Source organism: Bacillus cereus group sp. BceL062, assembly GCF_051780025.1.
GTDB classification, from domain to species: Bacteria; Bacillota; Bacilli; order Bacillales; family Bacillaceae_G; genus Bacillus_A; species Bacillus_A toyonensis.
The window spans coordinates 167,766-193,246 of the sequence record NZ_JBPWGY010000011.1 but is presented as its reverse complement, the minus strand read 5'-3'; the positions used below and the strand labels follow the sequence as shown (position 1 = coordinate 193,246).

Genomic DNA, 25,481 nt, shown 5'->3' with positions numbered 1-25,481 from the left:
AAATGAAGAAAATTTTAGCATTTGCATTATCAGCGATTTTAGGAATTTCAGCACTAAGCGGCTGCTCAGGTGGAGACACAGGTGCAGGAGCAAAAGAGAAAGTAGTTCGTGTCGGTGTAACTGGAACGGATGGAGACGTTTGGGAAATTTTGAAGAAAAAAGCTGAAAAAGAAGGGATTAAAATTAAACTGGTTGAGTTCTCTGATTATACAACGCCAAATAAAGCGTTAGCTGATGGAGATATTGAATTAAACTCATTCCAGCATATTGCTTTCTTAGAGCAATTTAAAAAGGAGCATAAGTTAGATATTACAGCTGTCGGTACAACACAAATTGCACCAATGGGCTTATTCTCTGAAAAATATAAGAAAGCAAATGAAATCCCGGATGGTTCAGAAATTGCTATTCCAAATGATCCAACGAACCAAGCACGTGCATTAAAACTTCTTGATGCAGCGGGGTTATTGAAACTTAAAAAAGATTTTGGTCTATTTGGGGATCCAAGTGGTATCGCTGAAAATCCGAAGAAGTTAAAAATTACACCGGTTATTGCACAGCAAACACCTCGTGTATTAAAAGATGTAGCAGCTTCAGTTATTAATAACGGTGTGGCTGGTCAAGCTGGATTAGATCCAGCGAAGGATCCTATTTTCTTAGAAGATCCAAAGAATGAAAATGCGAAGCCTTATATTAATATTTTCGCAGCTCGTACGAAAGATAAAGACGATCCAACACTGAAAAAAGTAATTGAATTATATCATTCAAAAGAAGTAACAGATGCAGTTAAGAAAGAAACAAAGGATGGTTCAATTTCAGTAGATCTTTCACTTGAGGAGCTTGAAAAAATCGTAAAATAATCATTGGGTTTAATGAACTAACAGAAGGAACCCCTCCGCTGTTAGTTCGTTCAACATATAATCTACTTAACAAACAAAACCCTAATTTTGTACCTTCCAATTTTGTATAACGTAGAATCCAATGTTTGTTAAGTAGAGTGATGGACCGGGAGTTTTCCTGGTCTTTTTTTATTACTGAAAGCAGCTAGCGAATAGTAAGGTAATCCAAATTATAATGGGATAAGAAAGTAAGCTGAAAATGAGTGTAATTACGAATTGCTTTTTATGAATTAATTGTTTTTTGGATGAAAAAAAGAAAATAGAAAAGATAACAATGAAAACTGAGGATATTACGCCAGGATTATAGGAGCGATAAATCAAAAACAAAATAATATGTTGCACAGCGTTAAAGAAAATGGCTCCTTGTATAAAAATAATCCAGTGTATAGAAGACAAGAAGTTTAGTTGATATAGAAAGACGATAAGTACGACGAAGATTGTTAATATGGAAATGGCAATGAAAAATTGTTGGCTAGTTATAAGATGAATTGAAAATTGATTAGCAAGATATTGTGGCATTTGGAAAGCTTCTTCAAGGTTATGAATGAAAAATAATAAAGGAATGATCCAAAGCGTAATAGTGGAATGTTTTTTTAGCAACTTATATCACTCCAATAAAGTATAGAAAGCCTAAAAAGGCCCTCTATACAGAGATGATTATTCAATTAGGATACTTTTTAAATTATCTTCATGATGCTCTCGTTCTTTCGGATAAGCAGCTAGCTCCTCTTGCAAAATACTTAGCATTTGCTTAGCTGATTGCTGGATTGGAGTAGGTAGCTCTTCTAATATACGCATACCGAATCTTACTTTTGTCCGAATTACTTTTCGTAGTAATTCCTCATGCATGCACCACACCTCCAAATCGAATGTTTAGTACATCCTCTTCAAACTTGGCTCCTTGAATAGAAAGGTGTGTTAATGTTTTTGGTAATGTGATGTTCCGTTTAACAGAGCCGGCTCGAATAATAAGCTCATCACCTTTTTGATTTAATGAAAGTTCACTTTTGTTTGAGAAGGGGATGGACAGAACGAAAATATATTCATCGCCATCTTTTTTCACATATTGTGTGCGACCATTGAATTTCACTTCAGTAGGAGAGGAATCGGATTTAAATAAAGCATTGCCTACACGCTCTAACATAGGTAAACCAACAACTTCTTGTTCAAACATGGGAGCTTCGTAAATAGGAAGCGGCTGAAAACTATCTTGAATTAATGTTTTATATTTCTTTTGCGTATCTTTCCATGCTTGAAAATAAGGATCGGTGACAGTGTTAGGGATGACACGGTTAATCATGATGGCATCTACGTTATAATCGTATAAATTTAAATAAGTAAAACTACGCTGAGCTTCTTTAATGACCATTTTTTCGGGATTTACAACGATGCGGATACTTGTTATTTCTCGGTTCGATAAAATATCTCTCATTTCTCCAAGCTGTTCAAGTGTATTTGTTAATTCGTCCATAATATCATCGGTTGGAAGGGGGACACCAAGAAGTGGTTGAGCTACAGGACGAACGACTTTTAAAACTTTTCTTTTAATAGGAAATAATTTTTCCATCCACCAGCCGAGCATGTCTGGAAAACTAAGCATTGCTAATGTTTCTCCTGTTGGAGCGCAATCAATGATGATAACGTCGTATGTGTTTTTTTTATAATAATCGAGCACGCGAAGTAAGCTAATTAAATCTTCCATACCAGGAAACATCGTTAATTCTTCTGTTGTAATATCATCAGCTGCTTTGGAAGTGAATAACAAGGTAATGTATTTCTGTAACTTTCCCCAGCCTTTTTCCATTTCATAAATCGTATTAATCTCTTGTGCCCACAAGTTTTCGCGAATTTCTAATGGCTCAGAAGATAGCTTTATACCAAATGAATCTCCTAAACTATGAGCAGGGTCTGTACTCATTACTAATGTTTTTAATCCTTGTTTTGCGCTTTGAAGTGCTGTTGCTGCTGAAATGCTAGTTTTTCCTACGCCGCCTTTACCTGTATACAAAATAACTCTCATCATTCTATCCCCTTTATTTCGGTTATCAAATATTACGAACATCGAAGTATTTAAGTGAATAAAAACCCAGTTAGGGCTTTATCCCACATTAACGGGCAGTAAGACTTCCGTCCAAAAATTCGGCTGGAGCAAAGAAATTAGGTGGGAGGTCAACTGCCCGTAAATACCCGATTGGTTCAACTAATAATCAGTGAGGGATGAGAAAACCCCTCACTGATTAAAGTTTCACTTTATTCAATCGGAATGTTTTTCATTCTAGGTGTAGAAGCCTTTTCTTCTGTTTTTTGCTGTGTCGTAGCAATGTGATTCATAATCTTTTGGAAGATTTGTAGTAAGAATGCTTTTTCTTCTTCTGACAATGCTTCTGTCACTAAGCTAAAGTAATGGGCTGCATTTTGTTTTACTTCTTGAACGAGCATTACGCCGTTTTCTGTTAAACGAATTAATACAATACGTCGATCGTTTTCATCACGGTACCGTTCAATATACCCCTTTTTTACAAGGCGATTTACAACACCTGTCGTTGTACTCATCGGTATATCAAGAAGGTCAGCAATTTTTGTCATTGTAATATCTGTATTTCGCTCCATCCAAAGTAAACAAAATACTTCTGTCTTTGAAAGTGTTAAATCAAGGCTTACCCATTCTTCAGGATAGAAAAGTTTCTTGGCGTTATCTAGCAGTAAGTCTAAAAAATGTTCATATTGCAACAATTAATTCCACTCCCGTATATTTCGAGGTTCGTAATATTTATTTTTATTTTATGCAGAATAGAAATAAATGTCAATAATTTTAATTAATTTTTCAGATTAGAAAGAAAACAATCTTTAAAATGGCATTTTTTTATGATAGATTAATAAATAGAAAAATAATTTTACATAAAAATCCATAACGGTAAATATATTTATCTATAATGGATGTGCATCTAACAAGGGGGATAATGATGAGAAGAAGAAATACGCAAGCGTTCACGTTTTTAGCATGGACTTCATTTGTTTGTGCGCTTTCAGGGATGCTAATTGGGATTTACACGTTAGATGAAACGCTTAGTGTAAAAGGGTACTATTTAATTGGAACGTTATTTTTAACGATGTCTTGTTTTGTATTACAAAAAACAATTCGTGATAATGAAGAAGATAACGAGAGATTTCCAAAAAATAAACCGTTAGATAAAGAGTAAATTGTAAAGAAAGGCGCTTGCCTTTCTTTTTTTATGTAAAAATGCCGTAAGTGCCATGTGTTGACTTGCTTGAAGTACTGAAAATTTGGTATCATCAATAGTATTGTAGATTGAACGATATATTATGGAGGTGGCCTAGCCGTGTCAAGAATTTCCGTTGAGAATGTAAAGCACGTAGCACATTTAGCACGTCTTGCAATTACTGATCAAGAAGCAGAAAAATTTCAAAAACAACTAGATGCAATTGTTACATTTGCAGAACAGTTAAATGAATTAGATACAACAGATGTAAAACCAACAACTCATGTATTAACTATGAAAAATGTTATGCGTGAAGATGTGCCAGAAAAAGGTTTACCAGTAGAAGAAGTATTAAAAAATGCACCGGATCACAAAGATAATCAAATCCGTGTTCCAGCAGTATTAGAATAGAGGAGGGGAATTTCGATGTCATTATTTGATCATTCTGTATCAGAGTTACATAAGAAGTTAAACAACAAAGAAATTTCCGTTACGGATTTAGTAGAAGAATCTTACAAACGTATTGCGGATGTTGAAGATAACGTAAAAGCTTTTCTTACATTAGATGAAGAAAATGCACGCGCGAAAGCGAAAGAATTAGATGCTAAGATCGGCGCTGAAGATAATGGTTTGTTATTCGGTATGCCAATCGGTGTAAAAGATAACATTGTCACTAACGGTCTTCGTACTACTTGTGCGAGCAAAATGTTAGCAAACTTTGATCCAATTTACGATGCGACAGTTGTGCAAAAGTTAAAAGCTGCTGACACAGTTACAATCGGTAAATTAAATATGGACGAGTTCGCAATGGGTTCTTCAAATGAAAACTCAGGTTTCTACGCTACAAAAAATCCATGGAACTTAGATTACGTTCCAGGCGGATCTAGTGGTGGTTCTGCAGCAGCTGTAGCAGCAGGAGAAGTATTATTCTCTCTAGGTTCTGATACGGGTGGTTCTATTCGTCAGCCAGCTGCATATTGCGGTGTTGTAGGTTTAAAACCAACTTACGGACGCGTATCTCGTTACGGATTAGTAGCATTCGCATCTTCACTTGACCAAATCGGACCGATTACACGTACAGTAGAAGACAATGCATACTTATTACAAGCTATTTCAGGTATTGACCGCATGGATGCAACTTCTGCAAATGTTGAAGTTGGAAACTACTTAGCTGGTTTAACAGGCGATGTTAAAGGTTTACGCATTGCTGTACCGAAAGAATACTTAGGCGAAGGTGTTGGCGAAGAAGCTCGTGAGTCAGTACTAGCTGCTTTAAAAGTATTAGAAGGTATGGGCGCAACTTGGGAGGAAGTATCTCTTCCACACTCTAAATACGCTCTAGCAACGTATTACTTATTATCTTCTTCTGAAGCATCTGCTAACCTTTCACGCTTTGATGGCGTACGTTACGGTGTTCGTTCTGATAATGTAAATAACTTATTAGATCTTTACAAAAACACACGTAGCGAAGGTTTCGGTGACGAAGTAAAACGCCGTATTATGCTGGGTACATTTGCACTTAGCTCTGGTTACTATGATGCATATTACAAAAAAGCACAACAAGTACGTACATTAATTAAAAACGACTTTGAAAATGTATTTGCTAACTACGATGTTATTATTGGACCAACAACGCCAACTCCAGCATTTAAAGTAGGCGAAAAAGTGGATGATCCAATGACAATGTATGCAAACGACATTTTAACAATCCCAGTAAACTTAGCAGGTGTTCCAGCGATTTCTGTTCCATGTGGATTCGGTGCTAATAGTATGCCACTTGGATTACAAATCATTGGTAAACACTTCGATGAAGCGACAATTTACCGCGTTGCACATGCGTTTGAGCAAGCAACAGACTATCATACAAAAAAAGCAAGTCTGTAAGGAGGCGAGCATAGATGAATTTAGAAACAATTATTGGTTTAGAGGTTCACGTTGAGTTAAAAACAAATTCGAAAATTTTCTCTGCGAGTCCAACAGAATTCGGAGCAGAGCCAAATACACAAACGAGTGTAATTGACTTAGGATACCCAGGGGTACTTCCAACTTTAAATAAAGAAGCAGTTAACTTTGCAATGAAAGCTGCAATGGCATTAAACTGTGAAATCGCAACGGAAACGAAGTTCGACCGTAAAAACTATTTCTATCCAGATAATCCGAAAGCTTACCAAATCTCTCAGTTTGATAAGCCAATTGGAGAAAATGGTTGGATTGAAATCGAAGTAGATGGCAAAAAGAAACGTATCGGTATTACACGTCTTCATTTAGAAGAAGATGCTGGTAAATCAACGCATACAGCTGACGGGTCATTAGTAGACTATAACCGTCAAGGTATGCCTTTAATCGAAATCGTGTCTGAGCCAGATATGCGTACGCCAGAAGAAGCATACGCATACTTAGAGAAGTTGAAATCAATCATTCAATACACTGGCGTATCTGATTGTAAGATGGAAGAAGGTTCTCTACGTTGTGATGCGAATATTTCCCTTCGTCCAGTTGGACAAGAGAAATTCGGTACAAAAGCAGAACTGAAAAACTTAAACTCATTCACTTACGTACAAAAAGGTCTTGAGCACGAACAAGTGCGTCAAGAAAAAGAATTGTTATCTGGTGGTATCATCCAACAAGAAACACGTCGTTATGATGAAGCAACGAAGAAAACAATCTTAATGCGTATAAAAGAAGGATCTGACGATTACCGTTACTTCCCAGAGCCAGATTTAGTTGAACTTTATATCGATGATGCGTGGAAAGAAGAAGTGCGTGCTTCTATTCCAGAACTTCCAGATGCACGTAAAGCTCGCTACGTTGCTGAAATTGGATTACCAGCTTATGATGCACACGTATTAACATTAACGAAAGAGATGTCTGATTTCTTTGAAGCAACAATTGCAGATGGAGCAGATGCGAAATTAACATCAAACTGGTTAATGGGTGAAGTACTTGCATACTTAAACAAACAACAAAAAGAATTAAAAGATGTTGCATTAACGCCTGCTGGTTTATCTAAAATGGTTCAATTAATTGAAAAAGGTACAATTTCTTCTAAAATCGCGAAGAAAGTATTTAACGAGTTAATTGAAAAAGGTGGAGATCCAGAAGAAATCGTTAAAGCGAAAGGTCTTGTTCAAATTTCTGACGAAGGTACACTTCGTAAAGTCGTAACAGAAATCCTTGATAATAATGAACAATCTATTGAAGACTTCAAAAACGGTAAAGACCGTGCAATTGGCTTCTTAGTTGGTCAAATTATGAAAGCGACAAAAGGACAAGCAAACCCACCGCTTGTTAACAAAATCTTACTTGAAGAGATTAATAAGCGATAAAATAAGAGAGAGATTCTTATTTTTGAACGCTAAAATAGTATAGATTCTTAAAGATTAAACAGAAAAACACCCTTATTTGGGTGTTTTTTCTGAGTTAATCAAACGTTTGTTTAAATGGTGAAAAATAATTTAAATAAACGTTTGATTAACTGTCAAAAGTGAAAAAATGTTTGTATAGCAACTATGGTATGATAGTTGCAAAAAGGTGGGAATAATGATAAATCTAGACATAGAGGTTTTTTTTCATCTCATGAAATAATAGATAATTATTATTCGTTATATGTAAATTTTTATGGAAGAATGGATAGACATAAAGTGAAACTTTAATCAGTAGTGGGGGTGTTCATCCCCCGTTGATTATTAGCCTTCACCAATCGGGTTCTTACTGCCTGTTTGAGCGGGATAAAAGAAGGATAGGAAGATGAGAGGAGGTAGGCATAGGGATACTGAATAAGAATTCGGTGTATTCTTTTTTTCAATGAATAAGGAATTTCCTGTGCTAATAAATGATGAAACGAGCAAGGATTATTTATAACCCTACTTCTGGGCGTGAGCTATTTAAGAAGAGCTTACCAGAAGTATTACAAAAATTAGAACAAGCTGGATATGAAGCGTCTTGTCATGCGACAACTGGTCCTGGAGATGCAACTGTAGCGGCGAGACAAGCTGCGGATCGTAAGTTTGATGTTGTTATCGCCGCTGGTGGTGACGGTACGTTAAACGAAGTGGTAAATGGTTTAGTAGGACATGAGCATCGTCCGAAGTTTGGAATTATTCCAGTTGGAACGACAAATGACTTTGCACGTGCGATCGGTGTACCTCGCGCTATAGAAGAGGCAGCCGATATTATTTGTGAAGGGAAAACAGTTCCTTTAGATCTTGGTAGAGCGAATGATACATATTTCATTAATATTGCTGGTGGCGGCCGTATTACAGAATTAACATATGAAGTACCAAGCAAGCTAAAGACAGTATTAGGCCAACTTGCTTACTATTTAAAAGGAATAGAAATGTTACCATCATTACATCCAACATATGTTGAAATCGAGTATGATGGGAAGTTATTACAAGAAGAAATTACGATGTTTTTAATTACAAATACTCGTTCAGTTGGTGGATTTGAAAAAGTAGCACCGTATGCATCGATTAACGATGGATTATTTGACTTATTAGTGCTGAAAAAAGGTTCTATCGCTGATTTAATTAAAGCAGCAACACAAGCGCAACGTGGGGAACATATTAACAATCCGAAAGTACTATACACACAAGCGAATCGAATTAAAGTGCATTCACCAGATAAACTAATGATTAATTTAGATGGTGAGTACGGTGGGGATGCACCGATGGAATTCGAAAACATATATCATTGTCTGGAATTATTTGTTCCTGAACATCAAGAGGATGCCCTGTAAGGGCATCTTTTTTTATTAGAATTGTAAATTGGAAGTTAGTTTGATTTTTATGGTATTTTTACAATTCGTTTATTTTATATCCATATTTTATTGATACACTTAAGAGGATAAGAAATGAGAGGTAGGGTGCTATGGAGAAGGTAAAAGCAATACTATTTGATAAAGATGGGACATTAATGGATTTTCACTCAATTTGGATAAAAGTAGCGGAAGAGCTTGTAGCGGAATGTATAAATTTATATCAATTACCAGAGTCAATGCAGCAAGCTTTATTAAAAGAGATTGGTGTGGATGGGGTATTTGTTCATCCAAGTAGCGCACTAGCGGCTGGAACAAGCCTCGATGTAGCAAAGGGGCTTTGTAAGTATATTAAGTCATCTAAGGAAGAGGAGATGCATGAATGGGTAAGTGAAAAATTATTTTCGCTTATGTACGAGCATCGTTCCTATATGAAAATGACGGCAGATCTACCAAGAATTTTACAAAGTTTAAAAGATAAAGGATTTATTTTAGGTGTTGTTACAGCTGATGATTTTGCGCCGACAGAATTATTTTTAAAACAATATCAATTAGAATCCTTTTTTGATTATATTGTAGCTTCTGATACGTTTCCGGCACAGAAACCTGATAAAAGAATTATAGAATCCTTTTGTGAAAGGTTTCATTTAGAGGCATGTGAGGTGGCAGTCGTTGGAGATACGCCAACCGATCTATATTTAGCTAAAAACGGTGGTGATTGTTATGCTATTGGAGTACTATCTGGTACGGGAGACCGTAAAACTTTAGAACCACTTGCGGACTTAGTCGTAGAATCTGTTGGTGAGTTTATTTCTCATTCAGGTGAGTTTATTTGGGAACAAGGAAAGTCTAGTATGCAAGGGAAATAAGTCTATAAAGACTCTTGATGAGTCTTTATAGACTTATTTTTTATGCCTGGATACAAAGAGTATAGGATGAATACTAGAACGGAAAGTTGGCATGTATTTTGCAATAAAAAGAGAAAACAATGTAAAGAAAAGGATGGGGTACGCAATGAACACAAAAAAATTTGCTAAAGTAAATGAACAAATTCCAGGACCAAAAGCAGCAACTTTATTAGAGCGCCGCCAAAATATAGTACCAAAAGGAGTAAGTAACGGCATATCAACGTTTGTACAATCTGCAAATGGAGCTCTTGTAACAGATGTTGATGGTAATCAGTATATTGATTTTGCTGGGGCAATAGGGACAATTAATGTAGGGCATTGTCATCCGGCTGTTAAAGAAGCACTTCATAAACAAGTAGATCAATACATTCATACGGGATTTAATGTCATGATGTATGAGCCATATATTGAATTAGCGGAAAAGCTTGCTGCATTAGCGCCAGGAAGTTTTGATAAACAAGTACTATTTTTAAACAGTGGTGCTGAAGCCGTAGAGAATGCAGTGAAAATCGCCCGTAAATATACGAAAAGATCAGGTATTATTGCGTTTTCTAAAGGTTTCCACGGGCGTACATTGATGACAATGACGATGACAAGTAAAGTAAAGCCATATAAATTTGGATTCGGTCCATTTGCTCCAGAAGTATATAAAGCGCCATTCCCATATGAATACCGTCGTCCAGAGGGGTTAACGGAAGAGCAGTACGATGATTTTATCATTGAAGAGTTTAAGAACTTCTTTATATCAGAAGTAGCACCAGAAACAATTGCAGCTGTTGTTATGGAGCCGGTTCAAGGGGAAGGCGGATTTATCGTCCCAAGTAAGAAATTTGTCCAAGAAGTACGCAATATTTGTTCAGAACATGGCATCTTATTTGTAGCGGATGAAATTCAAACTGGATTTAGCCGTACAGGAAAATACTTTGCAATTGATCATTATGATGTCGTTCCAGATTTAATTACAGTGTCTAAGTCATTAGGAGCTGGTGTACCGATAAGCGGTGTTATTGGACGTAAAGAAATTATGAATGAGTCTGCACCTGGAGAGCTTGGTGGAACGTATGCAGGAAGTCCATTAGGATGTGCGGCTGCATTAGCGGTTCTGGATGTAATAGAAAAAGAAAAATTAAATGATAGAGCGATAGAATTAGGAAAAGTCGTAATGGACCGATTCCAAGAGATGAAAAATAAATATAATTGCATCGGTGATGTGCGCGGATTAGGGGCAATGTGTGCATTTGAGATCGTTCAAGATCGTAAGACGAAAGTGCCTGACAAAATATTAACAGCTAATTTGTGTGCGGAAGCAAATAAACGAGGATTACTTTTATTATCTGCGGGGACATATGGAAATGTTGTCCGTGTATTAATGCCATTGGTTATTACAGATGAGCAACTTGAGGAAGGTTTAACGATTATTGAAGAATCATTACAAGCTTGTTATGAGCAAGCAAATATTGCCCGTGTATAAAAACTGAATGATAAATCGCAAACATTCTAGCTGACTCTATATAAAATGCAGAAAATTCACTTTATAATAAAGGTAGTGAAGTGAATCGATGGATTTGAAGTTAGGGGTGGCTAGGATGGTTGCAGAAAAGGAACGAGTGTTAATGGATTTAAAAGATGTATTTGAATATGCGTTTGACGAAATTTTTGTTACAGATGAGCAGGGAATCGTTGTACGTGTAAATAGTACATGCGAAAGGCACTATCAACTAGCTGCTGAAGAGTTAGTAGGTAAACATGTAAAGGAACTACAAAAGGATGGAATCTTTTATCCATCCGCAACATTAGAAGTAATTGAAAAAAAGAGACCGATTGAACTCGTTCAAACGACGAAATCGGGAGAGTATTTACATGTTCGGACGAGGCCAGTTTTTGATGATGAGGGAAATTTAAGAAGAGTGATTAGTTATTCTCGAGATCTTACTGAACTCTATCAATTACGACAAAAGGTAGAGGAAATGGATAATCAGTTAAAAACATACAAAAAAGAATTAAGAGAAACATATGAACATGAAGGACTTATTTTTAAAAGCATTGCTATGCAAAAAATAATAGAAACGATTAAAAAAGTATCTGTGGTAGATAGTACTGTTCTCGTTTTAGGTGAGACAGGCGTGGGAAAAAGCCGCTTAGTACGTCATCTACATGAAGTAAGTCACCGGAAGAATGAAAGTTTCTATGAAATTAATTGTGCGGCTTTGCCAACAAATTTAATTGAATCGGAGCTTTTTGGATATTCAGGTGGGTCTTTTACAGGTGCAAATCGTGAAGGGAAAAAGGGATTATTAGAGTCAGCACATAAAGGGACTCTTTTTTTAGATGAAATTGGTGAAATGCCGCTTGAAATTCAAGCGAAGCTTCTGCAAGTATTGCAAGAAAAAACATTTCGTCCTATAGGCGGAAGAGAATTAAAAAAGGTGGACGTTCGAATTGTAGCGGCAACAAATAGAGATTTAAGTGAGATGGTGAAACGAGGAACATTTCGGAAAGATTTATATTATCGTCTGAATGTCATTCCGATTTCAATTCCGCCACTTCGGGAAAGAACAGAAGACATTTTACCACTCGTTTATCATTATTTACAGCACTTTAATAAAAAGTACGGACGTGATGTAAAGTTAGCACCTAGTACGTTACAAATGTTTGTTGGATACCCGTGGGAAGGAAACAATAGAGAAATAGAGAATGTAATTGAAAGAATTGTTATTACTGCTGACGATATCGTTACGATAGAGGATTTACCAATAGCAATGCAGGAATCAACAGTTGAACAGTCAGGTCAAAGTCTCTATAAAATGTTGGAAGAAGTGGAACGAAATATTATTTTAAAAGCGTATAAAACATGTGGATCAAGCTATAAAGTAGCAGAGTTTCTAAAAATAAGTCAATCTGCTGCCACTAGGAAGATTAAGAAGTTCATAGAGGAGGAAGAAAACATTGGATAAAAAAGCGACGTTTGTAAATGTAGATAAAAAAGCGATGTATATAAATGGTGAGTGGATTACACTGCAAGAGCAAATTGAAGTAAACAATCCAGCAACGAAAGAAATATTTGCAACTGTACCAAAGGGCGGGATAACAGAGGCAAAGCAAGCTGTTGATGCGGCGCATGAGGCTTTTAAAACATGGTCAAAATTAACAGCCGCGGATCGTGCAACGAAATTAAAAAAGTGGTTCACACTTATTGATGAAAATAAAGAAGAAATCGCAGCGATTATGACGAAGGAGCAAGGAAAGCCGTTTGCAGAAGCGCTTGGTGAAGTGAATTATGCAAATAGCTTTGTTGAATGGTATGCAGAAGAAGGGAAGCGCGTATACGGTGAAATGATTCCTGCTTCTCATCCGAACAAACGTATTTTAGTTATGAAGCAACCAGTTGGGGTTATGGCAGCTATTACACCGTGGAACTTCCCAGCGGCTATGATTACGAGAAAGGTAGCTCCAGCGCTTGCAGCAGGTTGTACAGCAGTTGTAAAGCCTGCAAGTCAAACACCGTTAACTGCATTGAAGTTAGCTGAATTAGCACACGAAGCGGACATTCCAAAAGGTGTAATAAACATTGTAACAGGTAGTGCAAAAGCAATTGCTGATACGTGGATGGAAGATGAGCGCGTTCGAAAAGTGTCCTTTACAGGATCAACGGAAATTGGGAAAGAGTTAATGACTAGCGCTGCGCAAACGATGAAAAAAGTTTCATTAGAATTAGGTGGTCACGCTCCATTTATCGTAATGAATGATGCAGATTTAGATAAAGCGGTAGAAGCCGTTATTGGTTCGAAATTCCGTAATGCAGGACAAACGTGTATATGTACAAACCGAGTATTCGTTCAAGAAGAAGTATACGAAGTATTTGTAGAGAAGTTCCAAAAGGCAGTAGGGCAACTTAAAGTCGGAGACGGATTCGGTGCGGAAACTACTGTAGGACCACTTATTGATGAGAATGCAGTTTTAAAAGTACAAGAACATATTGAAGATGCAGTTCAAAAAGGTGGAGAACTCTTATATGGAGGCCAACAGGTTACAGAGCTAGATGGACATTTCATTCAGCCGACTGTAATTGGATTGGCAAATGATACAATGCTTTGTATGACTGAAGAAACATTTGGACCCGTTGCACCAGTTGCGAAATTTAAAACAGTTAAAGAAGTAATTGAACGTGCAAACAATACACCATACGGTTTAGCTGCGTATATTTTTACGAAGGATATTAGCCAAGCGTTCCAAATTAGTGAAGCGCTAGAGTACGGTATTATCGGTTTAAATGATGGTCTTCCGTCAGTTGCACAAGCACCGTTCGGTGGATTTAAAGAAAGTGGTATCGGGCGTGAAGGCGGTCATTTCGGCATCGAGGAATATTTAGAAATCAAATACATTTCATTAGGATTATAAGTAATACACTAGAATCTCTATAAGGTAACAGAGAAGGAGATTCCAGTATGATATATTGGCTATTATTACCTGTTACAATTATTTTTGAAGTAGCTGGAACGATTGCGATGAAATTATCGAATGGCTTAACAAAGCTTGTTCCAAGTGTACTTATTTTCGTTTGTTATGGTATTTGTTTCAGTATCTTTGCTATCGTTGTAAAAAAGATTCACTTAAGTATTGCTTATGCGATCTGGTCTGGCCTAGGGACACTACTTATTACGATTATTAGTATATACTTCTTTAAAGAGCATATTAACTTATTCCAAGCGTGTTGTATTTTATTTATCGTTTTAGGTGTAATTGGACTTAAAGTATCATCGGCATCATGAGAGCTATCTTGTGTAGAAGATAGCTTTTTTCTATTTGTGTAGTTAGCAATTAATACGACAAAATATGACAAGAAAGTGTAAAGGGTTTTGTTATGATACATATGAAATGTTGTCTTATGTGGAGGAAAAAGTATGTTAAAAAAGGTGAGTCAAATTGTTTTAATTTGTGGCATAGCTTTTAGTTTAAGTGCTTGTACCGAGACTGAAAATAGTAATGAAAGTAAACAAGAGAACGTTCAAGAAAAAATTTATAAAATAGGTGAGACAGTAGATGTAGATGGTTTGCAAGTAACTCTCGATTCAGTCCAATTAGGGTATCCAGATTACACCATAGATAAAAAGAAAGATGATATTTTAGGGATTGTTTTCACGGTGAAAAATAATAGTAAAAAAGAAATACCTTTTGCATTTTACGAATTTGAGATTACAAATAAGAAAGGTACAAAGTTTAAAGAATATAAATATGATAGCTTCATTAGTAAAAAGGTAGCACCAGATGAAAAAATCCAAGACATCATGCGATTTGATGTAGATAAAGAAAATACATATATCGCCACATACAGGCCTGAGTTTACACGTGAAAATAGAACGATAAAATTTGAATTGAAGCCGAACAAATAAAAACACATTGGATCATCCAATGTGTTTTTATTTTGGTTGATTTAAAATGCCCAGTTACCTTTACGGAAAATCGGCTCATGTCTTCCATCATCTGTAATACCGTCGATATCAAGCTCAGCTGATCCGATCATGAAGTCGTTGTGTGTGATACTAGCGTTTGCGCCGTTTTCAGCAAGTTCTTCTTTAGACATTGTTTTTCCACCAACTAAGTTAAATGCGTAAGCATTTCCAATCGCAAGGTGGCAAGATGCATTTTCGTCAAATAGTGTATTGTAGAATAAAATATTTGTGTTTGAAATTGGTGAGTCATGAGGCACTAAAGCGACTTCTCCTAAGAAGTGAGAACCTTCATCTGTTTCTACTAAATGTTTTAAAGCTTCCTCACCAGATTCAGCTTTATAGTCTACGATACGCCCGTTTTCAAATGTTAACGTGAAATTATCGATAATGTTACCTGCAAATACTAACGGTTTTGTGCTAGAAACTTGGCCGTTTACACCCGTTTTAAGTGGCATTGTAAATACTTCTTCAGTTGGAATATTAGCCATAAATGGTACGTTCTTTTCATTTAAGCTACCAGCACCAGCCCATACATGCTTCTCTGGAAGTTCAATTGTTAAATCTGTTCCAGGACCTGTATAGTGAAGAGCTTTATAATGCTTTTCGTTTAAGTAATCCACTTTTGTATGTAATGTTTCATCGTGTTCTTTCCATGCTTCTACAGGATTTTCTAAATCAGCGCGAGTAGCTTTGAAAATAGCATCCCATAGCTTTGCTTCTTGTTCTTCTGGTGCTACGTTAGGGAATACTTTCGCAGCCCATTCTTTCGTAGGAACAGAAATTACACACCAGCTTACTTTATCGGCTTGTACATAATCACGGTATACTTTCATCGCTTCTCCAGCTACTTTATGGGCTGTTGCGATACGTGTTGCTTCTACCCCTTTTAATAAATCAGGATTTTCTGCATAAATAGACATAAATGCAGCGCCTTCTTTTGCTAATTCTTCACGAGCATGTGCTTTCCAAGAAGGGAATTCAGCGAATGCTTCTTCAGGAGCTAGATCGAACTTTAAGCGTGTTAACGTCTCATCATTCCAATCAACATATACGTGTTTTGCACCAGATTTATATGCTTTTTCTGTAACGAGGCGTACGAATTGTACAGCTTCAAGAGGTGCGCTAATTGATAAAGTTTGTCCGGGTTGAATATTAACACCAACATTAACTGCAAGGGCAGCATACTTCTCTAACGTTTGTTCAAATGACATATGTATAATCTCCTTTAGTTTGAAAGATTTCTTACTATATATAATACAAGAAAATTCTAAAAATATATATAAATATAAAGTAAAAAGAGAGCTCAAAATGTATTGAGCTCTCACATTTATTTAATGGAAGAAGCAAACTGTTCAACTGTAGTTGTATGGTGTATACGAACACGTTTCATTTTTAGCAACTCATCCGGTTCACCTTTCGTAATGAACTTTCCAGGCTTTGTTGTCGTCGCAAATTGATAATATTTCTTCGTTTCTGTAATGACTTTATCATCTACATGGCCAAATGGATAAGCAATTGCGATAACGGGCTTACCTGTTATTTTTTCTAGCTTTTCTTTCGATCCTTTTAATTCTTCTTCGTAGTTTGTAATCTTCGGTAAATCAGCATGTGTTGCTGTATGAGACTGCACTGAGAAAATACCGGAATCAACAATTTCTTTTATTTCATTTGTAGAGAGAGAGCCTTCAACATCGACATTATCAACAATCATATATTCTGTTGCTGTCGGCTTGAAAGTATCGTCTTTTAGTTTTTGCAAAATATGAAATGCATTCATATTATTTTTCATACCATCGTCAAATGTAACAAAAATTGGTTTGTTGACTTTATTAATATCGCCCCAGCGTTCAAACGTTAATAATGTATAACCGTTATCTTTTAAATATTTCATTTGGCCTTCAAAGTTAGCAGGTGATACGAATAAATCTTTAATGCCTTGTCCATGATAATCATCGATTGCGTGGTACATAAGAACGGGAACCTTTTGCTCGAAAGTAATAGCAGATTTTGTGAGTGAGATGATTTTTCCATCTTCCTTGACTCCTGTTGCTTCAATTTGGAACTCACCGCGTTTTCCTTCAAATTCTTTTATGTCAAATGGAAGTGTAAATTGTTTCTCCTTTTCTTTAGAAGAAAAAGATTTAGCATGTTCCTTTCCATCCGCAGTGCGCCAAATTTTATATTGTACTTCGGTTAGAGAATCTTTTATTTCTGTAATATGGATACTTGTGTTTGTAGAATCGTGTGTAATCGGATTATAAGAAATTTTACCTTGTTCTTGCACAGTCTCCTCTTGTTTTTTAACTTCTTGAACCTTTTTCTCTTTTTTAGGTTCTGGACTTACAGTGCTAGTATTACATCCTGCTAGAATAGCAGACGTACATAAAGCAATTGCTGCGTATTTTCTCATAAAATCACCTTCTATTGTGTAGTATGTTGCATTACTTATATTTAAAATCCCCACCGCTGTAAGAGCGGTGGGGAATTACCCTTGTTTATCGTATCATTTTTAGATGGGGGATAGGTTAGTGACTGTAAACAGATCTCTTCTTTCGTTTTTTAGTAAGATTTAAAATATCTTATGGTTTACTTTATAAGAGATGCGAATTTTTCCATGGACATATCAGGTCCTACAAAATGGCGTTTAATTAAGAGTTGCTCGTTTGGGGTACCTTTTGTAATGTGATTGCCGTGATCAGTAGTCACTGCGAACTCATAATGTTTTTTTGTTTCTTCGACAGCGGCGTCATTATAAGAGCCTACTGGGTAGGCGAGAGCGATGATCTTTTTACCGGTAAGAGTTTCGATTTTTTCTTTAGAACCGCGTAATTCCTCATCATAATTACCTGAATGAGCCATCATTGTATGATTTGCAGTATGAGATTGAATAGAAAAAATACCTGAATCTATCATTTGTTTTATATCATCTGTTGATAGACGGTTCGGTTTGTCTATCTCATTTGAAGTAAGAAATTCAGTTGCTGCAGGTTGGAATGTATCATCTTTTAATTTTTGTAAAACATGAAGAGCATTCATATTATTTTTTCGACCATCATCCATTGTTATAAAAATAGGTTTATTAACACGGTTTATATCATTCCAACGTTCAAATGTAAGCATCGTATAACCGTTATCTTTTAAATACTGCATATGTTTTTCGAATTGTTCAGGCGGTACGTATAAGCCGTAATCACCATCACCTGGTCCAGGGTATTTTTCAATCGCATGATACATCAAAAATGGTACATGTTGCTGGAATGTAATTTTAGATGTTACTAGATTTGTTTCCGTATTATCCTCTTTAATCCCTACTGTTTCAATTTGAAATTCTCCACGTTTTAAATGAAATGTTTTTAAATGAAGTGGGAGGGCAAAATCACGATCTTTTTCTTGTGAAGTAAAAGTTTGTTTGCTTTCAGGTCCATCGGCAGTACGCCAAATATTGTAACGTACTTGTTTAAATGAATCTCTTAAGTTTTTTGTATAAAGCGTGGTGTTTTGTGCGTTATATTCATACGAATCCCATGTGATAGCCCCTTGCGTTAAAGGGGTTTCTACTGTTTTTGCTTGTGCTTTTTTTGGTTCAACTGCTTGTTCCGCTGTTGTTTCTTTTATTTGTTTATCACTAGCATTACTAGTGTTACAACCTACGAGAATAGCAGAGGAAAGTAAAGCGATATATGTATATTTTTTCATTCTATCATCCTTCTATTGTGTTTTAATTATAGTCACTTATACCCTTGTCCATCATATCATCATAGAATATATAGGGGAATACATTTTTGGAATAATTCGGAAAGGAGTCTTGCGTTTTTTTGGAGTAGTTTACATATAGAAGATAGTAAAAAACTCCACTCAAACTTCATTTAGAAAAATAGAAGTAAGGTGGAGTTTTTTATTAGATAAACAATCCAGCGATTGTCGCAGATAAAATAGAAGCAAGTGTTGACGCGAATAGCATTTTCCAACCAAATTTAGATACGACGCTTCCTTGTTTTTCAGAAAGGGCACGGATTGTACCAACAATTGCACCAATTTGGCTAATACTTGCGAAGCTAATTAAGAATACTGTAACGATTCCAACTGTACGTGGAGCTAATGTTGTAACTGTTTCTTTTAAATCAAGGATTGCTACAAACTCGTTTAATACAATCTTCGTACCCATAATACCACCAGCTGGGATAATATCTTGAGTTGGAATACCCATTAAGAATGCGAATGGAGCGAGTATATAACCGAAGATTTGTTGTAACGTAATAGCATGTCCCATTGCACCTGAAGCTGCGCTAATTACGTAGTTTACAACTTCCATAACACCGATGAAAGCAATCATTAATGCAGCAACGATCCCAGCTACTTTTAAACCGTCAAGCGCACCGTTAATCATTGCGCCAATAAAACTGTCTCCAAATAGAGTTCTATCAAATTTTTGAATCACTTCGTCTTCCTTTTTCGTATCAACTGGTGTTAATAACGAACAAACGATTAAGCTTGAGAATAAGTTTAGCGGAAGAGCAGCTAGTACATATTTCGCATCTAACATCATTACGTATGATGCTGTAACAGAAGCAGAAACGGAGCTCATCGCAGAACAACAAATAATAAACATACGGTTTTTGTTAAAATGCTGTAAATCATTTTTAATAACGATTAACGCTTCACTTGAACCGAAGAATACAGAATTTACTGCGTGGAATGATTCAACGCGTGGTAAACCAGTAATTTTTGAAATTGCACCGCCGACAACGCGAACGATAAATGGTAAAACACCTAAATAACTAAAGATTGAAAGTAGTGCTGAGAAAAATACGATAATTAATAATACATTTAAGAAAAAGACAAAATCTCTTTGAATCCCATTAAAGAGAAAATCGACACCTGTCGTACCAAGTTTAATTAGTTTGTTGAAAACTTTACTAATTAAAATAATGATTTGTTGACCAACCTTTGTAGCAAACATAAACCAACCGATTAAAATTTGGAAACCAATCATAATTGCAATTGCGCGGAAGTTGATTTTACTTTTGTTGTTTGACAAAGCAAAACATAAACCTAAAACGACAAGAATACCGATAATGCTCATTACATATTGCATGTAGTTGCCCCTTTCAGAAGTTCGTATAAAGTTTGTACATAAAACGCTCGTTATATTACTAAAAATAAAACAAAGAGGTTTTATGTCATACGTAAGATGTCTGACCTTTTAGAAAAGTAAAAATAAAAAAAGACCCATATGGATTCACTTTCATCTATGAGAGAAAGCTAATCAATATGAGTCCTTTTTTGCGCATAGGCTAATATTCATTAGTTTTCCCCATAGTCCAGCAATTTAAGGTTGCCGGGTAGAAACTCTCGATCCATATTATCGAGTATATATGAGGTAACATCGTCCGTATTAAATTAGTAGTAGCGTAACATTACTAGAGAACTATCGTCAATAGCTTTTTTTCTTCCAATAGAAATAGACCATATAAGTATGATAAAATGTAACGCAGTGTTATGAAAAAGAGAGGTCGGAAAATGAGTACAAAAATGACGCCACCAGTTGAAAAAAACGAGTTTATAGATGTAGTATTTGAAGATTTAACACACGATGGTGCCGGTGTTGCGAAAGTAAAGGGTTATCCTATTTTCGTTAAAAACGGACTACCAGGTGAAGAAGCACAAATTAAAATTATTAAAGTGAAGAAAAACTTCGCGTTTGGTCGTTTGATAAAACTTCATACAGAGAGCCCGTATCGTAAAGATGCAGAATGCCCAGTATACAACCAGTGCGGCGGTTGTCAGCTTCAGCACTTAACATATGAAGGACAATTACAAGCGAAAGAAAAACAAGTACGTGACGTTATGCAGCGTATCGGTGGGTTAAGCGATGTCCCTGTTCATCCTGTACTTGGCATGAAAAACCCATGGGTATACCGTAATAAAGCACAAGTACCGATTGGGGAACGTGAAGGCGGACTTGTAGCTGGATTCTATCGTCAAGGAACGCATGACATCATTAATATGGAATCATGCTTAATTCAGGCAGAAGAAAACGATGCATTAATTCAAGAAGTGAAACGTATTTGTGAGAAACATGGTATCTCGGCATACAATGAAGAGCGTAACAAAGGAACACTACGCCACGTAATGGCTCGCTACGGACAAGTAACAGGGGAAATTATGCTTGTCTTCATTACACGTACAGCAGAATTACCAAACAAAAAAGCAATTATTGAAGAAATTGTAGCGAAATTCCCAGAAGTAAAATCAATCGTTCAAAACGTAAATACGAAACGAACAAACGTTATTTTCGGTGATACAACGACAGTACTGTACGGATCAGAATATATTTATGACTTTATCGGTGACATTAAATTCGCGATTTCAGCACGTTCATTCTATCAAGTAAACCCAGAACAAACGAAAGTGCTATACGATAAAACGCTAGAATACGCAAAGTTAGATGGTAACGAAACAGTAATTGATGCATATTGCGGAATCGGATCAATCTCTTTATTCCTAGCGCAAAAAGCGAAAAAAGTGTACGGCGTTGAAATCGTCCCAGAAGCAATCGAAGACGCAAACCGTAACGCAGCACTAAACAACATGACAAACGCTGAATTTGGCGTAGGAGAAGCAGAAGTAGTCATTCCAAAATGGTACAAAGAAGGCGTAATCGCCGACACAATGGTCGTAGACCCACCGCGTAAAGGTTGTGACGAAGCGCTATTAAACACAATCATCGACATGAAACCAAAGCGCGTCGTATACGTATCATGTAACCCAGCAACATTAGCACGCGACTTAAAAGTACTAGAAGAAGGCGGATATAAAACACAGGAAGTACAGCCTGTTGATATGTTCCCGCATACGACTCATGTGGAGTGTGTGGCTTGGCTTAAGTTGGTATAATAGAAAAGCAGTTGATATAGGAAAAATCTATACCATCTGCTTTTTGGTTTACAAAAATACCATTCATAAGCGATTTTAGTTAAAATAAATATTGCTTATTTTCACAAATTATAAATTGAGAGTTTGAAATTGCATTCATAATGAGAGGATTTGAATTTGAAATGATAGATAATTTTTGGCGTGATTTACCACGACCATTTTTCGTACTTGCACCAATGGAAGATGTGACAGACGTCGTTTTCCGTCACGTAGTAAGTGAAGCTGGCCGACCGGATGTATTCTTCACAGAGTTTACAAACTCGGATAGCTATTGCCATCCAGAAGGTATGAAAAGTGTACGTGGCCGTTTAATTTTTACAGAAGATGAACAACCAATGGTAGCACATATTTGGGGAGATAATCCTGAATATTTTCGTCAAATGAGTATAGGTATGGCAGAGTTAGGATTTAAAGGTATCGATATTAATATGGGATGCCCAGTACCGAATGTAGCATCGAGAGGAAAAGGTAGCGGCCTTATTCTACGTCCAGACGTTGCAGCAGAATTAATTCAAGCAGCAAAAGCGGGCGGATTACCTGTCAGCGTAAAAACGCGACTTGGCTTTAAAGAGTTAAGTGAGTGGGAAGATTGGTTAACGCATATTTTTAAACAAGATATTGCCAACCTTTCTATTCATTTACGTACAAGAGAAGAAATGAGCCAAGTAGATGCGCACTGGGAACTAATTCCGGAAATTAAAAAATTACGTGACCGCATTGCACCAAATACGTTAATAACAATCAATGGAGACATTCCTGATCGTCAAACTGGAATGGAACTTGCTGAAAAATACGGTATTGATGGCGTTATGATTGGACGAGGAATCTTTAAAAATCCATTTGCTTTTGAAAAAGAGCCGAGAGAACATAGCAGTAAAGAACACCTTGATCTTCTAAGACTACAGCTTGATCTTCAAGATCAATATGCAGAAGTACTGCCACGCTCAATCACGGGACTTCATCGCTTCTTCAAAATTTATGTAAAAGGATTCCCTGGAGCTGCGGAACTAAGAAATCAATTGATGAGCACGAAATCGACTGATGAGGTGCGTGCGTTGCTTGATAAGTTTGAGGCGAGTGTGAATGTAGTAGAAGGTAGTGAAACAGTGTAACTTTTGAAAGTTACACTGTTTCATTTTAATTAAGGTGAACTGTATCATAAGTAAGTGAGGTATTCTATGTAAAACAGGGGGAAGAAAAGAATACAGGAGAAAATCGAAAATGGCAGGTTGATCTTGATTTTCACTGATATTATCATGTTTATTTTATTATGCCTATAATTGGAGGCCATGTGAATGTTAAGTGATCAGGCGAGATATTCTAGGCTCGCGAATATAACAAAAATAATAAATACAAAATTAGAACTACGTGAAGTATTGCAGCGTGTAACAATGGCGATATCAGAGGAGATTGTTAGGTGCAACGCTGTTGGAATTTATTTACCCCAGGAAGATGGAACATTTAGAGGGTTTGCAGGAAAACCAGAGACCATAAATGGTGTAACGCTCGATACGCAAGTAATTGATCCTGAAATAGACTTACTGGCAAAAGAAGTTATTGAAACCAAAAAAACGATCTATATCCCTGATACCTCAAAGGATCATCGGCCGGATCCGAGACCAGTTGATGCGTTCAAAATTAAGTCCTTATTAGCCTTGCCTATCTCATTTGGGCAAGAGTTATTTGGTCTGGTTTTTTTATTTGATTATGGAACTCCAATGAACTTAACAGATTCAGAAATTCAAAGTGTTGAAGCTTATGTAAATATGGCTGCGGTCGCAATTCAAAACGCAAATAATTTAACACAAAAGGAAAACCTTATTGCCGAGAAGCAGTTGTTACTAAATGTTACCCGTGATTTATCAATGTGTTCCTCGATACAGGAGAGTTTTGATAAATGTTTTTTTTACTTAGGACAGATTTTAGAGAGTAAAAACGTGGCTGCCCACCTTTTAGACCCGTTAGACAAAAAAACGATTAAAACAACGAAGTTAAGTAAGGACTGTAATTGGACAGAAGTGGATTGGATGGAAAAAAGCTATGACGCCAAGATCCAAGAGGTTATTCAAACAAAAAATATAGATAGTAAGGGTCTTTTGATGATCCCATTGGTTTCAATGGGAGAAGTATTAGGGGTAATTGTCGTTGGTAAAGAGGGAAAATCTTATAATTACGATAATTCCCAAATTCAATTGGCAAAATCTATCGTTGATGCCACAGCTCCTACGTTTTCAAACTTGTTATATATGGATCAACTTGAAAGCATGGTGGAAGAGCGAACGAAAGAACTAGCTACTGCTAATGAAAAAGTTACAAGTGTGATCGAAAGTATTACGGATGGATTCTTTACTTTGAATAATAAATGGGAATTTACGTACGTAAATAAGCATCAATATTTTCCACAAAGAAAAACAGCAAAAGATGTATTAGGCAAGAATATACGGGAGGTTTTCCTGAGTAGCGTCGACACAGTTATGTATAAGGAATTTCATCGTGCAATGTCAGAGCGAACTACAGTTCATTTCGAATTTCTTTCTATATCTGATGAATATTGGTACGAAGTTAGTGCATACCCGTATGATGATGGTATTTGTTGTATTTTTAAAAACATAACGGAAAAAAAGCAATATGAGCAGGAATTGAAAAGGTTATCAAACATAGATTTAATAGGGCAAATGGCAGCAGGTATTAGCCATGAGATTAGAAATCCAATGACAACAGTACGAGGATTTTTGCAATTATTAAAAGAAGAGAACATCTATGAGAAACATAATAATTACTTTGATTTAATGATAGAAGAACTTGATCGCTCCAATTCTATTATTACTGAATTTCTCTCAATGGGTAATACAAAGAAATCGGATTTGCAGATGTTAGATTTAAATTTAATTATTCATGATACGATTCCTTTAATAAAGATTGATACGCATAATCAAAATAAATATATTCAAGTCGATACAAATGACATTCCGGAATTACTTTTAAATCGTAATGAGATACGGCAATTATTAATAAACCTATACCGTAATGGCTTAGAAGCGATGAGCACAGGGCAAGTTCTAACCATCAGTACCTACAAGGAAGGTCAAAATTGTGTGGTGCTTGCAGTGCGTGATCAAGGAAAAGGTATCAGACCTGAAGTATTAGAGAAACTCGGTACTCCATTTTACACGACCAAAGATAATGGAACTGGATTGGGGCTAGGTATATGTTATGCCATTGCTGCCCGTCATAATGCAAAAATAGAAATTCAAACAGGATCGGAAGGTACGACTTTTTTTGTTAAATTTAATTATACAAATAATAAACAATAA

Annotated in this window: 23 protein-coding genes and 1 riboswitch; of the genes, 15 read left to right on the top strand and 8 right to left on the bottom strand. The window is 36.2% G+C overall.

Annotation, left to right across the window (positions count from 1 at the left end):
* The first annotated feature begins 2 nt into the window (after positions 1–2).
* Entirely contained in the window at positions 3–857 is an 855-nt protein-coding gene (locus ACS2MN_RS23670; RefSeq protein WP_103591178.1) for a MetQ/NlpA family ABC transporter substrate-binding protein, read from the top strand.
* Positions 858–1,028: 171 nt separating this feature from the next.
* Here the strand turns inward: ACS2MN_RS23670 and ACS2MN_RS23665 are convergent, their stop codons facing one another.
* From ACS2MN_RS23665 to ACS2MN_RS23650, 4 genes are all read right to left on the bottom strand, one after another.
* Entirely contained in the window at positions 1,029–1,496 is a 468-nt protein-coding gene (locus tag ACS2MN_RS23665) for an HXXEE domain-containing protein (RefSeq protein ID WP_015001211.1), read from the bottom strand.
* A 57-nt stretch (positions 1,497–1,553) separates the two neighbouring features.
* Positions 1,554–1,745: a DUF3926 domain-containing protein gene (locus tag ACS2MN_RS23660; protein ID WP_000544096.1), complete on the bottom strand. Its 192-nt coding sequence runs from the start codon at positions 1,743–1,745 to the stop codon at positions 1,554–1,556.
* On the bottom strand, positions 1,738–2,919 hold the full coding sequence (locus ACS2MN_RS23655; RefSeq protein ID WP_080595646.1) for an ArsA family ATPase: 1,182 nt from the start codon (positions 2,917–2,919) through the stop codon (positions 1,738–1,740). The genes ACS2MN_RS23660 and ACS2MN_RS23655 overlap by 8 nt, the downstream gene beginning before the upstream one ends.
* A 227-nt stretch (positions 2,920–3,146) precedes the next feature.
* Entirely contained in the window at positions 3,147–3,629 is a 483-nt protein-coding gene (locus ACS2MN_RS23650; protein WP_098954538.1) for a MarR family winged helix-turn-helix transcriptional regulator, read from the bottom strand.
* 230 nt (positions 3,630–3,859) lie between these two features.
* Between ACS2MN_RS23650 and ACS2MN_RS23645 the strand changes: the two genes are divergently transcribed.
* From ACS2MN_RS23645 to ACS2MN_RS23595, 11 genes are all read left to right on the top strand, one after another.
* Positions 3,860–4,096 carry a YiaA/YiaB family inner membrane protein gene (locus ACS2MN_RS23645; protein ID WP_001254393.1) on the top strand — a complete coding sequence of 79 codons (237 nt, stop codon included), beginning with the start codon at positions 3,860–3,862 and terminating at the stop codon, positions 4,094–4,096.
* 141 nt (positions 4,097–4,237) lie between these two features.
* Complete coding sequence (gene gatC / locus ACS2MN_RS23640; protein WP_000086999.1) at positions 4,238–4,528, top strand: Asp-tRNA(Asn)/Glu-tRNA(Gln) amidotransferase subunit GatC; 291 nt, start codon at positions 4,238–4,240, stop codon at positions 4,526–4,528.
* Positions 4,529–4,543: 15 nt separating this feature from the next.
* Complete coding sequence (gene gatA / locus ACS2MN_RS23635; protein WP_000051450.1) at positions 4,544–6,001, top strand: Asp-tRNA(Asn)/Glu-tRNA(Gln) amidotransferase subunit GatA; 1,458 nt, start codon at positions 4,544–4,546, stop codon at positions 5,999–6,001.
* 14 nt (positions 6,002–6,015) lie between these two features.
* On the top strand, positions 6,016–7,443 hold the full coding sequence (gene gatB / locus ACS2MN_RS23630) for an Asp-tRNA(Asn)/Glu-tRNA(Gln) amidotransferase subunit GatB (RefSeq protein WP_001047675.1): 1,428 nt from the start codon (positions 6,016–6,018) through the stop codon (positions 7,441–7,443).
* A gap of 506 nt (positions 7,444–7,949) precedes the next feature.
* On the top strand, positions 7,950–8,855 hold the full coding sequence (locus tag ACS2MN_RS23625) for a diacylglycerol kinase (RefSeq protein ID WP_000977668.1): 906 nt from the start codon (positions 7,950–7,952) through the stop codon (positions 8,853–8,855).
* Positions 8,856–8,986: 131 nt separating this feature from the next.
* Positions 8,987–9,742, top strand: coding sequence for an HAD family hydrolase (locus tag ACS2MN_RS23620; RefSeq protein WP_000416652.1), 756 nt, complete (start codon positions 8,987–8,989; stop codon positions 9,740–9,742).
* 145 nt (positions 9,743–9,887) lie between these two features.
* Complete coding sequence (gene gabT / locus ACS2MN_RS23615) at positions 9,888–11,252, top strand: 4-aminobutyrate--2-oxoglutarate transaminase (RefSeq protein ID WP_088055848.1); 1,365 nt, start codon at positions 9,888–9,890, stop codon at positions 11,250–11,252.
* Positions 11,253–11,367: 115 nt separating this feature from the next.
* Complete coding sequence (locus ACS2MN_RS23610) at positions 11,368–12,735, top strand: sigma-54 interaction domain-containing protein (RefSeq protein ID WP_000225129.1); 1,368 nt, start codon at positions 11,368–11,370, stop codon at positions 12,733–12,735.
* On the top strand, positions 12,728–14,179 hold the full coding sequence (gabD, locus tag ACS2MN_RS23605; RefSeq protein ID WP_000358096.1) for an NADP-dependent succinate-semialdehyde dehydrogenase: 1,452 nt from the start codon (positions 12,728–12,730) through the stop codon (positions 14,177–14,179). Before ACS2MN_RS23610 ends, gabD begins: the two co-directional genes overlap by 8 nt.
* Positions 14,180–14,226: 47 nt before the next feature.
* Entirely contained in the window at positions 14,227–14,550 is a 324-nt protein-coding gene (locus tag ACS2MN_RS23600; RefSeq protein WP_087951276.1) for a DMT family transporter, read from the top strand.
* Positions 14,551–14,682: 132 nt separating this feature from the next.
* The gene (locus ACS2MN_RS23595; RefSeq protein ID WP_000915100.1) at positions 14,683–15,171 is read left to right on the top strand and encodes a DUF4352 domain-containing protein; all 489 of its coding nucleotides are present in this window, start codon (positions 14,683–14,685) and stop codon (positions 15,169–15,171) included.
* A gap of 41 nt (positions 15,172–15,212) precedes the next feature.
* Here the strand turns inward: ACS2MN_RS23595 and ACS2MN_RS23590 are convergent, their stop codons facing one another.
* The 4 genes from ACS2MN_RS23590 to ACS2MN_RS23575 form a co-directional block, all read right to left on the bottom strand.
* The gene (locus ACS2MN_RS23590; protein ID WP_087969144.1) at positions 15,213–16,442 is read right to left on the bottom strand and encodes an aminopeptidase; all 1,230 of its coding nucleotides are present in this window, start codon (positions 16,440–16,442) and stop codon (positions 15,213–15,215) included.
* Between the two features lie 116 nt (positions 16,443–16,558).
* Positions 16,559–17,641, bottom strand: a complete 1,083-nt coding sequence (locus tag ACS2MN_RS23585) for a polysaccharide deacetylase family protein (protein WP_001233756.1) — start codon at positions 17,639–17,641, stop codon at positions 16,559–16,561.
* A 176-nt stretch (positions 17,642–17,817) separates the two neighbouring features.
* Entirely contained in the window at positions 17,818–18,927 is a 1,110-nt protein-coding gene (locus ACS2MN_RS23580; protein ID WP_000760988.1) for a polysaccharide deacetylase family protein, read from the bottom strand.
* 202 nt (positions 18,928–19,129) lie between these two features.
* Entirely contained in the window at positions 19,130–20,326 is a 1,197-nt protein-coding gene (locus tag ACS2MN_RS23575) for a NupC/NupG family nucleoside CNT transporter (protein ID WP_098709370.1), read from the bottom strand.
* Between the two features lie 202 nt (positions 20,327–20,528).
* Positions 20,529–20,630, bottom strand: a riboswitch (purine riboswitch).
* 121 nt (positions 20,631–20,751) lie between these two features.
* On the opposite strand from ACS2MN_RS23575, the gene rlmD reads away from it, so the two are divergent.
* From rlmD to ACS2MN_RS23560, 3 genes are all read left to right on the top strand, one after another.
* Entirely contained in the window at positions 20,752–22,128 is a 1,377-nt protein-coding gene (rlmD, locus tag ACS2MN_RS23570) for a 23S rRNA (uracil(1939)-C(5))-methyltransferase RlmD (protein WP_098709369.1), read from the top strand.
* A gap of 161 nt (positions 22,129–22,289) precedes the next feature.
* Entirely contained in the window at positions 22,290–23,279 is a 990-nt protein-coding gene (locus tag ACS2MN_RS23565; protein WP_000566681.1) for a tRNA dihydrouridine synthase, read from the top strand.
* Positions 23,280–23,462: 183 nt separating this feature from the next.
* Positions 23,463–25,481 (top strand): GAF domain-containing sensor histidine kinase, encoded by a 2,019-nt coding sequence (locus ACS2MN_RS23560; protein ID WP_000947552.1) that lies wholly within the window; start codon positions 23,463–23,465, stop codon positions 25,479–25,481.

Excerpts from the sequence above, each read along its gene's own strand:
- ACS2MN_RS23575 (WP_098709370.1), bottom strand. The coding sequence starts at position 20,326 with ATGCAATATGTAATGAGCATTATCGGTATTCTTGTCGTTTTAGGTTTA.
- ACS2MN_RS23645 (WP_001254393.1), top strand. The coding sequence starts at position 3,860 with ATGAGAAGAAGAAATACGCAAGCGTTCACGTTTTTAGCATGGACTTCA.
- ACS2MN_RS23670 (WP_103591178.1), top strand. The coding sequence starts at position 3 with ATGAAGAAAATTTTAGCATTTGCATTATCAGCGATTTTAGGAATTTCA.
- ACS2MN_RS23580 (WP_000760988.1), bottom strand. The coding sequence starts at position 18,927 with ATGAAAAAATATACATATATCGCTTTACTTTCCTCTGCTATTCTCGTA.
- ACS2MN_RS23625 (WP_000977668.1), top strand. The coding sequence starts at position 7,950 with ATGATGAAACGAGCAAGGATTATTTATAACCCTACTTCTGGGCGTGAG.
- gabT (WP_088055848.1), top strand. The coding sequence starts at position 9,888 with ATGAACACAAAAAAATTTGCTAAAGTAAATGAACAAATTCCAGGACCA.
- ACS2MN_RS23600 (WP_087951276.1), top strand. The coding sequence starts at position 14,227 with ATGATATATTGGCTATTATTACCTGTTACAATTATTTTTGAAGTAGCT.
- ACS2MN_RS23565 (WP_000566681.1), top strand. The coding sequence starts at position 22,290 with ATGATAGATAATTTTTGGCGTGATTTACCACGACCATTTTTCGTACTT.
- ACS2MN_RS23620 (WP_000416652.1), top strand. The coding sequence starts at position 8,987 with ATGGAGAAGGTAAAAGCAATACTATTTGATAAAGATGGGACATTAATG.
- gatA (WP_000051450.1), top strand. The coding sequence starts at position 4,544 with ATGTCATTATTTGATCATTCTGTATCAGAGTTACATAAGAAGTTAAAC.
- ACS2MN_RS23595 (WP_000915100.1), top strand. The coding sequence starts at position 14,683 with ATGTTAAAAAAGGTGAGTCAAATTGTTTTAATTTGTGGCATAGCTTTT.
- ACS2MN_RS23610 (WP_000225129.1), top strand. The coding sequence starts at position 11,368 with ATGGTTGCAGAAAAGGAACGAGTGTTAATGGATTTAAAAGATGTATTT.
- ACS2MN_RS23660 (WP_000544096.1), bottom strand. The coding sequence starts at position 1,745 with ATGCATGAGGAATTACTACGAAAAGTAATTCGGACAAAAGTAAGATTC.
- ACS2MN_RS23590 (WP_087969144.1), bottom strand. The coding sequence starts at position 16,442 with ATGTCATTTGAACAAACGTTAGAGAAGTATGCTGCCCTTGCAGTTAAT.
- ACS2MN_RS23655 (WP_080595646.1), bottom strand. The coding sequence starts at position 2,919 with ATGATGAGAGTTATTTTGTATACAGGTAAAGGCGGCGTAGGAAAAACT.
- ACS2MN_RS23585 (WP_001233756.1), bottom strand. The coding sequence starts at position 17,641 with ATGAGAAAATACGCAGCAATTGCTTTATGTACGTCTGCTATTCTAGCA.
- ACS2MN_RS23560 (WP_000947552.1), top strand. The coding sequence starts at position 23,463 with ATGTTAAGTGATCAGGCGAGATATTCTAGGCTCGCGAATATAACAAAA.
- gatB (WP_001047675.1), top strand. The coding sequence starts at position 6,016 with ATGAATTTAGAAACAATTATTGGTTTAGAGGTTCACGTTGAGTTAAAA.
- rlmD (WP_098709369.1), top strand. The coding sequence starts at position 20,752 with ATGAGTACAAAAATGACGCCACCAGTTGAAAAAAACGAGTTTATAGAT.